Origin of the sequence: Sporosarcina sp. FSL K6-3457 (assembly GCF_038007285.1) — a bacterium.
Lineage (GTDB): Bacteria > Bacillota > Bacilli > Bacillales_A > Planococcaceae > Sporosarcina.
This window is the reverse complement of the sequence record NZ_JBBOWX010000001.1, coordinates 77,839-93,193: the sequence shown is the minus strand read 5'-3', so window position 1 is coordinate 93,193 and position 15,355 is coordinate 77,839. Positions and strand designations below refer to the sequence as shown.

Genomic DNA, 15,355 nt, shown 5'->3' with positions numbered 1-15,355 from the left:
ATCAGTATGGATAAAGAAGAGCTAGAATTGATTGAAAACCCCGACGATGATTTAGTTCATGGAGAAAACATATTTGAAAAATCAGAAGATCAACCACATACTATTGACTATGAAGAGAAGCGTGAACAACTAAAGAGTCTTAAAATATTAAAACACACCTGGAGTTTATCTGAAATATACCAAAAAGTTAAAGCAGGTATTATTAAGTTAGATCCCAACTACCAGAGAAAAGAAGTATGGAATAAAGATACGCAATCCCAATTTATTGAATCATTATTTATAGGAATAATCATTCCACCAATTTATTTGGCTGAAATAAGGCCGAAAAAAGCCCTAGACTCAATTACTTATGAGGTTGTCGATGGAAAACAACGTCTTACATCCATTCAAAACTTTTTTGATAACAAATTAAACTTAACAAGTGACCTTCAATACTATGCAGATCTTTTTGGAAGTAAAGATTTTGAATACATTGAACAGAGTTTTCCTGATGAAGTTGAAAAAATGCTATCTTCAGTTATAGACTTATACGTAATATCACAAAATGCTCATCCAGAAATTAAGTATGATGTATTTGCAAGATTGAATAGGGGAAGCATTAAATTAACCCAAGCTGAACTGAGAAATGCAATTTACGCCTCTAATATAACGGATGAAGTTCGTGAAGAAGTTAAAAAAATAGAGGAATTCGGTACATTCGCAACGGCATTTTCACCTGCTGAGAAAAAGAGATTTAAAAATATAAATAGGGTGTTTCAGTCTCTCGCTTACATTGAACAATTTAGAAATGAGAATGGAGTAGTATATTTCGAAAAGTATAACTCTAGACCAAAGGATATGATAAATACAGTTTTGCAGAAATATCAAAACAATACAGCTGAATTAAAGATAACTAATAAGGACATTCCTAAAGTAGTTAAAACAGTATATTTATTAAAAGAATTGCTTAATAAATCCGATGTAATTAAAAAAGCTGAAGAAGAGAAAGGACTTAGTAAGTCTACTGAATATACTTTAGATGCTTTAATGCCATTTTACAAAGTTATTTCTGAAAGCAATATCGATGACATTATTAATAAATTATACAGTTGCCAGGACTTTTTAAACACATTCGAAAAGTCTTTGTCAACTACCACGAATGTAAATGCCAGGGTAGGTGTTGTAAATGATGTTATCTCAAAGCTCTAACTATAAAAGCTATCAAGATATTTTTTTCGATTTTTGGGAGAGTTTTCCCGAATTTGAATTGCATATGAAAACATATTTAATTGAAGAGTTTGTTAGAATATATAATGAAGACATAGAAAATAAGCACGAACTATATCAAAAATGGTTTTTCTTTATGGGGGCGGTTTCTAGGAAAAGCCAAGAAAGGTTCGATGTTAAAAGCATGAAAATAATAATGAATGAACAATCTATTAAATATAAAGCTAGTCTATTCGAACATATGAAGGTTTTGACACTTAATCAAATATTAAAGTTCACCTTACAGTTTAAAGATATAAAAATTCATGAAAATTCACATAAACTATTTAGTTCCCAAGCGTCTAAATTAGACTCTGAAATAGTAATTGATATTCTGAATATCCGCAATAAATTAGCACACGAGGTCCGACCAGATATCTCAAATGCATTTGACACAAAACTTATACCTGATAGTGAAATTTCTTTTTTAAATTCAGATGAGGACAAAACATTATATAAAGTCCTTGTGGCTTGCAACGATTGGATGAAGGTTTTAAAAAAAGAATATGCTATACAAAATCAATAAGGTCCGAAGGTTCTATTCTAGAATCTTCATTTCACTTTAGATGGGGATTGTTTTAAATTGAATGAAAGAATAACTGAAAATATCATTAGAGATGCATTTAGAAATCTGAAATATTATGAAGATGAAAATGATATAATAATCGAGGAACAAAAAAGTAGAATTTCTGAAGTGAAAAGACTATTGAGAAATGCTAACAAGTCAGGAAAAAATGGAGTAGGTTACCCAAAATTCATCGTATCTTCACCGTCTTTCCCAGATTTCTTAATAATCATAGACTGTAAAGCCGATACTAAATATCATGAGAGTAAAAGTCATAATAATATAGCTTCGTACACCGTAGATGGTGTACTACATTATGCAAATGCATTGTCTAATTCTTTTAATGTAATAGCAATAGCTGTAAGTGGTCAAACGATTGAATCTTTAAAAATAACCACACTTCTAGTTTCCAAATCATCTAAAAACGGGAAAACTCTTATAGACGAAAATGCTGTGCCAATTGAAAGCATAATATCTTTTGATGATTATATGCGATACGCTGCCTTTGATCCAGAAGTTGTAAGTAATAGGTATAGTAACTTAATGGAATTTTCAAGAGAATTACATGAATTTATGAGAGATCATGCTAAACTTACTGAAAGTGAAAAACCTTTGCTAGTAAGCGGAACTCTAATAGCACTAAAAAACGAAGTTTTCTCGAAAACATTTGATCTGCATAAGCCAGAAAAATTACAACAGGAATGGATGCGAGTTATCAAAGAAGAGATTAATCTTGCTGATATTCCAAACTCTAAAAAAGCAAATATGACCCAGCCATATTCAAGCATAGCCGTACACCCTGAATTAGGGAAATCGAGTAAAAGGTATCCTAAAGGCCCACTAAATGAGCTTATAAGGCTTTTGAATGAAAAAGTATGGCCATTTATAAATATTTACCATGATTTCGACGTTGTTGGAGAGTTCTACGGAGAGTTCTTGAAATATACTGGTGGCGATAAAAAGTCTTTAGGCATAGTTTTAACCCCAAGACATATAACAGAACTCTTTGCCGAATTGGCTAACCTATCTATATTTACTGACAAAGATAATGTTATTCACGCAGATAAAGTATTAGATATCTGTACAGGGACGGGAGCTTTTTTAATTTCTTCGATGCAATACCTGATGAGAAAGTCAGTCACTGAAGAACAAAGAAAATTCATCAAAGAAAGTTGTCTTATCGGAATTGAACAGCAACCAAATATGTATGCACTTGCTTCGAGTAACATGATTTTAAGGGGAGATGGTAAAGCTAACTTATTCCAAGGCTCCTGTTTCGATGAGGGAATTATTCAATTAGTACAAAACCATAAACCGAATATTGGAATGATCAATCCACCATACTCTCAGTCGGATGAGGGACTGCATGAACTAGTATTTATTAAACAAATGTTAGATTCTTTGGAAAGTGAAGGGATAGGGTTTGCGATAGTTCCTATTACTTGCGCAACAAATAGTCATCCTATGAAAGCCGCCATTTTAGCAGAACATACATTAGAAGCCGTAATGTCTATGCCAGAGAACTTATTTTATCCAGTTGGTACAGTAACTTGTATTATGGTATTTAGAGCACACAAACCTCATAGTATTACAAATAGAAAGACTTGGTTTGGTTATTGGAAAGACGATGGTCTAGTTAAAACCAAACACTTAGGTAGAATAGATTTGCATAAAAAATGGAAGCATATTAAAAATAGATGGGTTGAACAATATAAAAATAGAGAAAGTGTTCCAGGCGAGGCTGTAACACACTATGTTACGAGTGAAGATGAATGGTGTGCCGAAGCCTATATGGATACTAGCTTTGAAAATCTAAACATTGAAGACTTTGAAAAAACTGTTCAAAAGTATGCCCTCTATAAAATGTCCAAAAACAACAGACTTAATAATGATTCAAAAAGCTTAATAACTGTGAAACAATCTTCATGGAAAGCATTCAGACTTGAAACACTTTTTGATATTAGAAAAGGAAAAAGATTGACTAAAGCCAATATGATACCCGGGACAACGCCTTTTATCGGATCTACAGAAAATAATAATGGGGTAACAGCATATATTGGACAAGAACCTATTCATGAAGGTAATACAATTACTGTGAATTATAATGGTTCAGTAGCTGAAGCTTTCTATCAACCCGATGCTTTTTGGGCCTCTGATGATGTGAATGTTCTTTACCCGAAGTTCAAGATGGATGAAAATATAGCTATGTATATTATAGCTATGTTAAAACATGAGAAATTCAGGTATAACTATGGTCGCAAATGGCATGTTGAGAGAATGAAAAACTCTATTATTTATTTACCTGTTAACAATAAAAAAGATATAGATTTTGAAAAAATACAAGAATTTGTCAACTCTTTAACATATACTAAATTTCTATAGTTGTCCCGAGATATAAAAACCCTGATTTATAACCATCCAATCTCTTATATGTTTTCAGTAACTATAAAGCTTCCATGTGGATCGACTCAAGTCACATAAAAAAGAACCCGAAACAATTCATCAACAAAAATTTTCGAATTTACAAAAAGCAAGGATTCGTATTTACCTGTTCCGAAGGTTATCCACAGTCAATTAAATTAGTTGCAGACCGGATTAGGTGCATGTTAATAAATTCATGCACCTCTCACTGATCCGTACGTGCGAGTCATCGCATATGGCTCCTCCATATTTATTCCTTCTAGGGATGTTGGTCTTGATAAATATCCAATAAGAAAACTAGACGCAGTTCCTTAAACGACCACCTGCTAAAGCAGATGGATTTACGACATAAATGTCTACGACTAAAGTCGTTTGTCCTATGACTGAAGTCATCTCAAAGCCTTATGCTTAAGCAAACTAACTATCGACAAAACTCAATCTTCAATCCTAAATATATCGTTCCCGTCTTCATTGAACTGGGTAGCGATATAATTTCTAATCGTTTCTTCATCTACTGTTCCAACAGTGGCGCAAAAATAGCCTCTTGCCCATAAGTGCTGTCCCCAATATTTCTTTTTCAAATCAGGAAATTGCTCCTGAAGTAGGCTCGATGATCTTCCTTTGAGATATTGCATAATTTTACTTGGAGCAAGACTAGGTGGATATGATAACAACAAGTGAATGTGATCTTTTCCTACACTTCCTTGCAGAATTGTGATTCCCCTTGCCGTATTAACTCCCGCGTTCTTACCGCAATTGGACCGTGTAACACTTTATATCTGTATTTCATTACCCAGATGACATGATACTTGATATCAAAAACCGCATGACTATTTTTTCTTTATCCGTCCATACTTTTCACCTCACCCTAAGTATGGACATCGAAGGGGAAGGCTAAAAGCGTATACCGTCTAAAGACGGTGGAGTTAGACCACGCATTTGGAAAATAAATTTCACGATGGGAAGTGCGATGTAAACAGGTGTGGAAAAAGAACTCCTCCATTTAGTCATTCTTAGTCCATTAGAAAATCAATCGGACAAGAGGAAAGCAGCTGTCATTATAAATAGTCTGTTGACTACAAGGTTTTCAAGTGACTAATAACCGCTTTTATTAAAAATTCTACTTCATTTATGGTTCAGTTCACCTAATAGCAACAAACTCCCCCTTGTCATTCCTTTACCAAGTAATGATAAAGCTTCCCCTCCACAGCCTGCTCCATCACCATGTGCATATGCACAACCGGAAGTTCCTTCCCATTCTTATCAACCATCCAGTCCTCTTCAACACTAGACTTATCTGGAAATCCCTTTCCTAGATAATAAAAGTCAGTTCCTTCACCGTCATCCTTCTTTATAAAGATATGAATATCATTATTTTTTTCATCTGAGTGAATGACTTGTTGAACTTCTCCAGATTGCAGCGTTCTGTTACTTCTTGTATACCATTTAAAAAGTCCAGGGCTTAAGAACTCATCACCGTAGTCGACACTCGATTCGACTTCATCATTTTTATGATAGGTCACGAAGATTGGACATGTGCCGTGCTTTGGCTTGTACCCGTACATAGTCGAGCTTTCGTCACTACTCCAATTCAACAGTTTACATGCATCTTTTCTTGAATACTTTTCGTACAGCGTAAGTGGCTGATCACATTGATATTTTTCTGCTTTCTCTTTGGCACTATCGATGACATCTTTAATTAGTTTTGTGAAATATGGATTCTTCACCAGACTTTCTTGGATGAATGCATTGAATTGATATCGTCCAGCTTCATTCAACTCCACAATCGGCTTTTCTCCGTACTTACTTTTATTGGCCAGCGTAAAAAATGAAAGATCTAGGATTCTATTTACTGATTGAAGGGTGGCTTCGTCTGTACGGCAATCATTGGCTATTAGCAGCTCCAAATAAGCGTCATGTGAATCTTCATTTTTCTTCAATAACATCTCAATCAAAATGATTTCATGCTTTCGTTTGCCATTTAACACTTCTGCGGAAAGCATTGTTAATACTTTGTCTTCATAAACACTTAATGCCGGTACTTCTTCATTCATTTTCAATAAAAAGCGATAGTAGTTCACATACTTATCCGCGATAACTGTCGGATCAATCGAATGATTTACGACAAAATCATATAAATACGGAACTTTACCGATTTTATTTTTCAAATCAGTATACGCGTCCCTCAAAATCTTCAATGCCGTTAGATTGCTTTGATTAATAGAGCTAAAGATTTTTTTCTTGGCAATCTCCTCGAAGTTAATCGTTGAAACACCTTTTATATAACTCGTATCTTTCGTGTGTCGGCGTATATTATCTTTATTTAGGGATTGGTCACCTGACAACGCCACAGGAATCAGATAGTTGTTTTTATAGTTGCCGATGAAATCAATGATCGTGACATAACTTTTTGAATCATGCTTCCGCAATCCTCGTCCAAGCTGTTGAATAAAGATAATACTCGACTGCGTTTGTCTCAGCATGACGACTTGATTGATACAAGGAATGTCGATTCCTTCATTAAAAATATCCACGGTTAAAATGTAATCAAGGAAGCCATTTTCCAATAGGTTTATCTGACGTTCTCTTTCCTCTGGAGAATGATCGCCTAACAAAGCTACGGTCCGTAATCCTCTCGCATTCAACACCTGCGACAATTGTACAGCTTCATCTTTTCGACTACAGAACATTAGCCCCTTTACAGTCTCTCCAGAAAAACCATAGTAATCTACTTTTTCAAGTATATGATCGACACGTTCTTCTGTAACAAGCTTTGATAAAAGGCTTGCGTCGTCAATTTCCTCTCCATCATGTTCAAAATCCGTTACACCAAAATAATGAAATGGGCAAAGCATGTCCTCTTCAAGCGCTTCTTGTAAACGGATTTCATATGCGATGTTGTAATCGAACAGTTCATAGATATTAAAGTCATCTGTCCGTTCTGGCGTGGCTGTCATTCCCATTAAAAACTTCGGTTTGAAATAGTCAATTACTCTTAAATAAGAAGCCGCGCCAGCCTTATGTACTTCATCTATCAATATATAATCAAAATCTGTCGGATCGAATTGGATTAGATTCTCTTGTTTTGACAAGGTTTGAATACTAGCGAATAGATACTTCTTATCCACCTGCTTACTTGTCCCTACATACATCCCAAAATCTTCACTGATGCCGCCAAGGATTCTTTGAAAATCATCTTTTGCTTTGTTTAGGATCTGTTCTCGATGAACAATAAACAACATACGTTTAGGTGCAAAATTTCTCACATCAAATGCGGATAAATACGTTTTCCCAGTACCCGTTGCTGAAATGACGAGCCCCTTATCTTTTCCTTCATCACGCACCGCCTGAATTTGTAGTAATGCAGCTTGTTGCATCTTGTTTGGTACTATTTTTAAAGACTCTTCAATTGCATTGGTCGTATACTTTCCAGGTATCTCAATAACTTGCTCAGCTAACCTTTTGTCCGCATTTTTCTCGTACTCTATTTCATAACTTTCTATCCACTCTTCAGTAAGTAATTCTGAGTTGGACCATACGTCTTCAAACTGATTTTTAAAATGATGAACAATATCGCCATCTTCATGGGAAGTCAATTTCACATTCCACTCATAATTCACTTTTAATGCATGTGCAGTTAAATTGGAACTTCCTACAATCAACGAGTAATGTGTTTTTTGTTTAAATATATAGCCTTTAGAATGGAAGCCTTTTAAATTGGTTAATCGTACTTCTATGTTTGTTAATTTCATAAGTTCTTTAAACACTTTTGGTTGATTAAAATATAAATAAGTAGACGTTAATATACGTCCTGTAACGCCTTTTTCTTTGAGGTCCAAAAATAAGGACTTTAGCGTAGCTAACCCACTCTCAGTTATAAATGCAACTGAAAAAAGGAAGTCCTCGCTGTTCGCCAGTTCCTCCTGTAAGGTATTTAATACATGACTATTTTTCTTTTCATTATTGATCAGTAGCTCCGGTTTAAAGCTCCCAGAATTACTTTGACTTTTATCGATAAATCCTTCATGTAATGATGTTGTTAAATTACGAATAAAGCTTTCCATATAAAACTCACACCATTTCTCTATATTATTTGTGCAGGATTGTATTCGATAATTTTTCAATAGCAGGAATATCTGCCGGCGCCCAGTTAAGTGAAGGTAACTCTTGTCTAGTCATCCACTTTAGTTCCGCGTGTTCAGAGACTTCTGGTATTCCTGAAACAACCTTCACCATAAATGTCTCTAATCGCACAATGACTTTTTCATATTCATATGTCGTATCTTCAACATGATCAAAAACTTCGATCGTGCAACCCAACTCTTCTTGAATCTCTCGCTTTAATGCCTCTTCCTTTGATTCACCTTGCTCAATCTTGCCCCCTGGGAACTCCCAGTAGTTTGGTAACGTCATTTCTGGTCCTCGTAGTGCACAAAGAATTTCTTTATTATCATTTTCAATAATCGCACCTACAACATGTACTGTTTTCTTAATGATTCTCACCTTTTCTTTCTATTCACATCAAATTTAGTTCCGAATTGTCTGTATACAAACATTATCCAACATCTACCGCTAATTTTCAACAATCATACCAATCCGTCCAATAAGCATCACCATTCCCATTATCATGCATCAACAAATAATCCTCCCACGTAATCACCTGTGTCAGACACTTTTCGCTACAATACTGCGTTACATCTGATTCAAAAACAAATCCTTCTTGCATCGGCGTGCCACATTGAGAGCATAGGCGGTCTGCTTCATCTAAATCTTTCATACGAAGATCTTGCATAGTAAGCATGGTACTCAATTCTAAGTGAGTTGTGCATACATATGTGAAAAAACCTTCATTTACATCATAAATTGCACAGATTTCATCACTTTCTATTAATATTCCATCCCGCATCACAATCGCTTCACTCTCATCTACTACTTGAATCGATGCACTTTTAAAATTCACTGTTCCTCCCTCCCCCTCAATTGATCAATTCTGATTCAGGAACAAGCCGCAAGCTTTCACAATCACAAACCTGACATATATATGTTTCATCTTCGTGCATTTCATGGCACTCGTTACAGACGTAAAGCATTTTCTCTCCTTCAAGCTCTTCTACTCGCATCGACAGATCTTGGAATGACAACATATGATACAAATCCTCAATCAGGGCACATGCGAATGAAAACGACTTATCATCCAAATCATAAATTGTACAAAGCTGATCCCCTTCTATTAAAATTCCATTCATAATGACGATTTCTCCATCATCATGAACCACCCGGACTGCTGTTTCTTGAATTTTATACTGGATCAATGGTTTCAAATCAGTCACTCCTTTCTATATAAGTTGAATTAATTTTTCTCCAGCCGATTGGAGTGAAGAGCGGCTTTTGCGAACAAAAGCGGAGCGTTGAGAGCAGGATGCCTTAATTTTCCGCAAAGATCGCAGAAATACGGCCAATCGAAGCCTTCACTGTTCGATTGGCTGAAGCCGTGCCCGCGGAAAGCGTCCGCTCGTAACGGAAATCGGTGGGTAGTCGGATTATTTAATTCAATGTATATATATTATATATCCGATCCCCTACAATCGATTTTCTAAACCAGTTGCGTAAACTAAAAGGATCAAAAATAAGGTACATTAAATGTTCCTTATTTTTGGTTTAGGACTCCTTATTTGGTTCTTATTCTAAAAATAGAACCTAATTTCAAGTGCGTAGACAGTGGGAATACCCCGGTTTAATCACAATAACGTAAGCTGCAGGTGCAAAAACGACTTTAAAATATAGAGACCAAATAAGGTACGCCAAATGTACCTTATTTGGTCCTTGTTCTTGATTCCAATGGTCCAGCGAGCCACGCTTTTAATAAATTCCTAGTGAGTATTTAATTCAAACTGATAACACCTGTGTTATAATCTGACCAATAAAAGAATCACACAGGTCTTTTCACTTGAAACAGGAGGATTTCACATGAAAAACTTTGATGACCTTCGTAACCAACTACAATCTGAAGACGCTTATAACTTTGCGTTAATGGAGATGGTGGGAACTTTAATGGCTACAAGGGATCGTAAAAAGATGACCCAGGCCCAATTGTCGGCGTTATCAGGTGTCCCACAGAAAACAATTTCAAGAATCGAAAATGGGATTGATCTGCCAAAAGTGTCTACTTTGTTGAAGCTGTCGATTGCTTTAGGGCTTGAATTAAAACTCGTTGACCGTACAGAAGAGGCGATTAGTTTAGCTTAATTGCTTCTTCTGGCGAGTGCCTGTCACCGTTACTTACAGAATCTTGATTTTCGAGACGTAGAAGCTCACCGTCCCCCCATGGAAAGCGTCTATTTGGAATGAAAACAATGGTTCACATGGAATATTATACAAAAAGGACTATCCTAAAAATCAGCTTCACTGACTTCTTGGATAGCCCTACACTAAATAAATTATAGCTAATATTCTTCACCAACGTCATTTTACAAAGAGCCCAAATTTTCCACTTGTTAGAACTAGGCACTTTCTTTACGAGTCATCGATTTTCAATGACCTTTCGAATCGACCTTCTTATTCAGTAATCCCTACTTAATTATCGAGTATTACCCAGAATTCGGTGGATATGAATAGTTAAATAAATTTTCTCCTGTTTAGTTAAATCAACGGCATGTTTTTGTTTAACAAACTGTGTAATACCCTCAATAATCTCATGTTCCCTTGACATAGATTGACTTAATTGATTGTACAGAATATCAGTATCAGTATCTTCAAAAATTTGTTTTTTTATGATTCTCTCTGCAAAAAACTTTAGATGAGTTATAAATCTCGAGTAAGAAAGGCTCTCCTTTTCAAAATAAGTGTTTGCCTTTCTTTGGACGATTGCTTCAATATGGTCCATCAGCATTACAATTTGCGCTTCTTTATTATGAGATTCCGAATTTAAACGCGCGTTCACAAAATGTAAGCCTATTGCAGAAGCCTCACTTTCGGGTAATTCAATTCCCATTGTTTGATTAATAAGTGCTACGGCATATTTCCCGATGGCATATTCCTTTTGATGGTATTTTACAACCTCAATATACTTAAACTTCTCACCCATTTTCCCCTCGTGGTAACGATTAGCGGCAAAAGCAATATGGTCGGACAAGGATAGATATAGGTAATCCATGACATCAATTTCATGTTCTTTTATCGCATACTCAATAATTTCATTAACGACGTTAAAGTAAGTGTCATCTAGCTCACTTGCCAACTGCACAAAGTTTTTCAAAATCGCCTTGTCTTTAAGGATAAATGTCTTCTCTATCTCAGACTCTTGTATCTCATAGCCAATGGATTTCTTATATCCTATTCCTTTTCCCATTAAAATGCATTCATTTCCCAAATTATTAACCGCTAATACCAATGAATTGTTCATCACTTTTAGGATCTGCATGGCTACATTCCTATTCCTTTTTGGATTAGTTTAATCCATTTTTTTTGATAACATCCTGATACCAGAAAAAGCTGTCTTTCTTAATCCTACGTAACTCTTTCACATCAAAATCATCCCGATCTACATAAATGAAGCCATATCGTTTCATAAATCCTTGTCGTGAACTCAATAAATCCATAACAGACCACGGGCAATAGCCAAATAACTCCACACCATCTGCAATAGCCTCATTACAAGCTGCGATATGCCCCTCCAAGTATTCGATGCGATAATCGTCATGAACTTTTCCGTCTTCTGTCAACTGATCACCTGTACCTAAACCGTTTTCTGTAATAATCATCGGCAGACGATATTTTTCGTAATAATCATTCAACACAAGCCGTAAGCCCATCGGATCTACCTGGATACCATAATCCGTTGCAACAAGATTTGGGTTCTTTTCATGCTTGAAATATCCATATAGGTCAAAGTCAATATCATTTACTTTCGTTCCAAATGGATGCGCCTCATCGACCGGAAGATAGCTCGCTACCAGCGTACGATAATAGTTCACTGCGATAAAGTCCGGCTTTGCAACCTTCAATATTTCTGCGTCTTCTGGCTTCGTTTCAGGATAAATATTGCATTTCTCAAGATACCCTTTGTAGTATCCCGGGTATTCACCAAAACAATGCATTTCCAGGGCATAATTTGTTTTAAAATTATCATTCATTCTTGCCGCCCATACATCTTCCGGACGGTTTGAACTAGGATAAGTCATTGTAGATGACACAGCTGGACCAATCTTCGCATTTGGAAGCATTTCATGGCAAGCATTTGTTGCAAGCGCATGAGCGAGAAACATATGGTAATCCATCTGCGCCCTTACTTTTTCGATTTGATCACTTGGCGTATCATATAGATTCATCCGTATATCAACACGAATCATTAGATTTTGCTCATTATGCACCTGCCAATATATCACACGATCACCAAAGGCCTCAAAGCAAGTCTTTGCATATCGTTCAAAGGCAAACACAGACTCACGACTTTCCCATCCATTATACTTTTCAACAAGTGCAAATGGAAGGTCGAAATGATACAGCGTTACAAATGGAATAATATCATTTTCCAATAAAAAATCAATGACATCATTGTAAAAGTCGATTCCTTTTTGATTTACCACTCCGTCGCCATCAGGAATAATTCTAGCCCATGAGATGGAGAATCGGTATGTTTTTAATCCAAGTTCCTTCATTAAAAGGATATCTTCTTTATAGTTGTGATAGAAATCACTTGCTACTTGTGTATCGGCTTGCACATCTGCTTTTTGAAATGCATTATGATCCGCAACTGTTTTTCCTTTACCGTCCTCGTTCCATGCTCCTTCAATTTGGAAAGCTGAAGATGAAGCTCCCCACCAAAAGTCTTTTGCAAAATTGTTTTTCATATTTGGCACCCCTATGCTTTAATTTATGATTTTATTGAAAACAACTCATTATGAGTTGTTGCTTTTGTATTTTCTACACATAAAACACTTTGGTATTGTGAAGAATTTGTAATAATAACTGGTGTGCTAAGATCATATCCTTTAGACTCAATAGCTTGGATATCAAATGAGACTATTTTAGTTCCTTTGCTAATCTCATCGCCAACCTTTACATGGGCTTCAAATCCTTCTCCCCCTAGCTCAACCGTATCTAAACCAATATGAATAAGCATCTCCACTCCGTTTTCGAATTGTAATCCAATCGCATGTAATGTTGGATAAAGGACAGATACTTTACAATCCATTGGTGCAATAACTTCGCCTACCTCGGGATAAACTGCAATTCCTTCTCCCATTACTCCTGAGGCAAATACCTCATCCTTTACATGGGATAGGGGGACAAGTCTTCCTTGAATCGGTGAAGGAAGACTTATATCGCCATCTACCCTTACTGAATTCGGTACAAATTTATCTGTATCTATTGAAGGCTCATCTTCATCATCTATGTCTTCAGGAATATCTTTAAAACCAAGTATCATTGTCATGGCTGCTGCTCCAAAGAAGGCAATCGCAATTCCAATCAGATAGCATAAAAAGGCTTTTGTTCCCGCTTCAATATAGACAGGTATCGTTAGGATCCCTTGATTCGCAAAGGCTGTCCCGTAGGATCCGCCCCACCCCATCAATGCACCACCTAGTGCTCCACTGATTACTGCATAAATCATTGGTTTTTTCAATCTAAGATTAACCCCGTATATGGCAGGTTCAGTAATTCCAAAGAGTGCTGTAACCGTTGATGTGGCAGCTAAGGTTTTCATCTTTTTATTCTTTGTCTTTAAGAAAACTCCTGCGGCTGCTCCTGCTTGTGAGAAGTTAGCTGCTCCTGCAAATGCTAGCAAATTTTGTTGACCCGTTTGTGCGACATCATTAATGCCTATTGGTAGAATTGCTTTATGGGCACCAAAGATAACAAGCACACACCAAATCCCTCCAATAAAAGCACCTAATAAGGTTGGGCTGAAATCCATAATGATGTAGTATATCCAGTTGATAAAGTCACCCAGGTAAATGCCGATAGGTCCGAAAATAATCAAGGTTGTAGGTACCATCACTAATAATGTGAATGTCGGCACCATAATGATTTTTAAAACCTCAGGTGTAACGCGTTCGAAAAAGCGCTGAACATACGCCATAATAAATACAGCAATGATAATTGGAATAACAGTTGATGTGTAATTAGCTTGTGTGACACTAATTCCAAATAAAGTAACCGGGTCATCTCCTATCATTAATGCAACAATGTCAGGGTAACACAGGGTTGCTGCTAACACCATTGCAATTAATTCATTGGTCTTAAACACTTTTGCTGCTGCATAACCAATAATGATCGGGAAGAAATAAAATACCGCATTGGATGCTGCATTCAAAATGATATACGTATGAAACCCCTTAATATCAACGTCCCAATAGGAAGTGGCAATCATTACAGCAAGCGCCAATATTCCTTTTAACATCCCGGACGCAGCAATTGCCGGAATAACCGGAATAAAGATTGCCGTAAAGGTATTTAAAATTCTACTCCCAATAGAACCTTTCTTTTCTTGTTTATTTTCCTTCTTTTCCACTCCGTCTAACAGGGGCATAATATGGTTGTATACGTCTTCAACCTTATTTCCAATCACAACCTGGAATTGTCCCCCACTCTCTACAACAGAAATAACATCATCCATCTTCTCTAGATTCTCTTTATTTACTTTCCCCGTATCGTTTAGATTAAACCGCAAACGCGTATAGCAATGGGTTAATCCAGATACATTCCCTTTTCCTCCAACATTGCTCAAAATATCTTTTGCAATCTGTTGATTATTCATACTCATCACTCCTTTGTAAGTATTGGCCTGTTCACTAATGAATAGGAATACGCATTGACACAAAAAAGACCAAACATACACAAATAGTCCGCGAGAAATACATAGATTTCCCTTAGTCCATTTGATGTACATTTGATCTTGCCTGCATTACCAGTAACACGTCAAATTGTGTTCCGCTATTTAGCTTTGACTATAAATTAACACGCTTTCATTTTCATTGCAAGCCTTTTCTTCCTAATCCAGAATAAAAAAAGCGAAAAGTTATACTTGTGCAAATTTATTTCTTAGTCTAATATACTACATTATAAAACCCAGCTGAATGGCATTATCGGTAATTCACCCATATTGTATACGCTGATACATAA

The 15,355-nt window shown here is 36.2% G+C and carries 11 protein-coding genes and 1 pseudogene; 4 read left to right on the top strand and 8 right to left on the bottom strand.

What is annotated here, in order from left to right; all coding sequences use genetic code 11:
* Positions 1–6: 6 nt before the first annotated feature.
* The 3 genes from N1I80_RS00445 to N1I80_RS00435 are packed head-to-tail and all read left to right on the top strand — an operon-like array spanning position 7 to position 4,192.
* Positions 7–1,188 carry a GmrSD restriction endonuclease domain-containing protein gene (locus N1I80_RS00445; RefSeq protein WP_340736021.1) on the top strand — a complete coding sequence of 394 codons (1,182 nt, stop codon included), beginning with the start codon at positions 7–9 and terminating at the stop codon, positions 1,186–1,188.
* A complete protein-coding gene (locus tag N1I80_RS00440) occupies positions 1,166–1,771 on the top strand; it encodes a hypothetical protein (protein WP_340736020.1) in 606 nt (201 codons plus the stop codon). The genes N1I80_RS00445 and N1I80_RS00440 overlap by 23 nt, the downstream gene beginning before the upstream one ends.
* Positions 1,772–1,828: 57 nt before the next feature.
* The gene (locus N1I80_RS00435) at positions 1,829–4,192 is read left to right on the top strand and encodes an N-6 DNA methylase (RefSeq protein WP_340736019.1); all 2,364 of its coding nucleotides are present in this window, start codon (positions 1,829–1,831) and stop codon (positions 4,190–4,192) included.
* Positions 4,193–4,665: 473 nt separating this feature from the next.
* Here N1I80_RS00435 and tnpA read toward each other — a convergent pair.
* The 5 genes and pseudogenes from tnpA to N1I80_RS00410 all read right to left on the bottom strand — a co-directional run bounded on the left by tnpA (position 4,666) and on the right by N1I80_RS00410 (position 9,552).
* Positions 4,666–5,021: pseudogene (gene tnpA / locus N1I80_RS00430) on the bottom strand (IS200/IS605 family transposase).
* A gap of 379 nt (positions 5,022–5,400) precedes the next feature.
* Entirely contained in the window at positions 5,401–8,295 is a 2,895-nt protein-coding gene (locus tag N1I80_RS00425) for a DEAD/DEAH box helicase (RefSeq protein WP_340736018.1), read from the bottom strand.
* A gap of 25 nt (positions 8,296–8,320) precedes the next feature.
* Positions 8,321–8,725 (bottom strand): (deoxy)nucleoside triphosphate pyrophosphohydrolase, encoded by a 405-nt coding sequence (locus N1I80_RS00420; RefSeq protein WP_340739936.1) that lies wholly within the window; start codon positions 8,723–8,725, stop codon positions 8,321–8,323.
* Between the two features lie 85 nt (positions 8,726–8,810).
* On the bottom strand, positions 8,811–9,191 hold the full coding sequence (locus N1I80_RS00415) for a hypothetical protein (protein ID WP_340736017.1): 381 nt from the start codon (positions 9,189–9,191) through the stop codon (positions 8,811–8,813).
* Positions 9,192–9,207: 16 nt separating this feature from the next.
* Positions 9,208–9,552 carry a hypothetical protein gene (locus N1I80_RS00410; protein WP_340736016.1) on the bottom strand — a complete coding sequence of 115 codons (345 nt, stop codon included), beginning with the start codon at positions 9,550–9,552 and terminating at the stop codon, positions 9,208–9,210.
* Positions 9,553–10,198: 646 nt separating this feature from the next.
* On the opposite strand from N1I80_RS00410, the gene N1I80_RS00405 reads away from it, so the two are divergent.
* Complete coding sequence (locus N1I80_RS00405; RefSeq protein WP_340736015.1) at positions 10,199–10,477, top strand: helix-turn-helix domain-containing protein; 279 nt, start codon at positions 10,199–10,201, stop codon at positions 10,475–10,477.
* A 331-nt stretch (positions 10,478–10,808) separates the two neighbouring features.
* On the opposite strand, the gene N1I80_RS00400 is transcribed toward N1I80_RS00405, so the two are convergent.
* Genes N1I80_RS00400 through N1I80_RS00390 form a run of 3 tightly spaced genes read right to left on the bottom strand, consistent with a single transcriptional unit; the run spans position 10,809 to position 14,990 of the window.
* Positions 10,809–11,651 (bottom strand): PRD domain-containing protein, encoded by an 843-nt coding sequence (locus tag N1I80_RS00400; protein WP_340736014.1) that lies wholly within the window; start codon positions 11,649–11,651, stop codon positions 10,809–10,811.
* 25 nt (positions 11,652–11,676) lie between these two features.
* Positions 11,677–13,080: a glycoside hydrolase family 1 protein gene (locus tag N1I80_RS00395; RefSeq protein WP_340736013.1), complete on the bottom strand. Its 1,404-nt coding sequence runs from the start codon at positions 13,078–13,080 to the stop codon at positions 11,677–11,679.
* A 23-nt stretch (positions 13,081–13,103) separates the two neighbouring features.
* Entirely contained in the window at positions 13,104–14,990 is a 1,887-nt protein-coding gene (locus N1I80_RS00390; protein WP_340736012.1) for a beta-glucoside-specific PTS transporter subunit IIABC, read from the bottom strand.
* Between the last annotated feature and the right edge of the window lie 365 nt (positions 14,991–15,355).

Excerpts from the sequence above, each read along its gene's own strand:
- N1I80_RS00445 (WP_340736021.1), top strand. The coding sequence starts at position 7 with ATGGATAAAGAAGAGCTAGAATTGATTGAAAACCCCGACGATGATTTA.
- N1I80_RS00440 (WP_340736020.1), top strand. The coding sequence starts at position 1,166 with ATGATGTTATCTCAAAGCTCTAACTATAAAAGCTATCAAGATATTTTT.
- N1I80_RS00425 (WP_340736018.1), bottom strand. The coding sequence starts at position 8,295 with ATGGAAAGCTTTATTCGTAATTTAACAACATCATTACATGAAGGATTT.
- N1I80_RS00405 (WP_340736015.1), top strand. The coding sequence starts at position 10,199 with ATGAAAAACTTTGATGACCTTCGTAACCAACTACAATCTGAAGACGCT.
- N1I80_RS00400 (WP_340736014.1), bottom strand. The coding sequence starts at position 11,651 with ATGCAGATCCTAAAAGTGATGAACAATTCATTGGTATTAGCGGTTAAT.
- N1I80_RS00395 (WP_340736013.1), bottom strand. The coding sequence starts at position 13,080 with ATGAAAAACAATTTTGCAAAAGACTTTTGGTGGGGAGCTTCATCTTCA.
- N1I80_RS00390 (WP_340736012.1), bottom strand. The coding sequence starts at position 14,990 with ATGAATAATCAACAGATTGCAAAAGATATTTTGAGCAATGTTGGAGGA.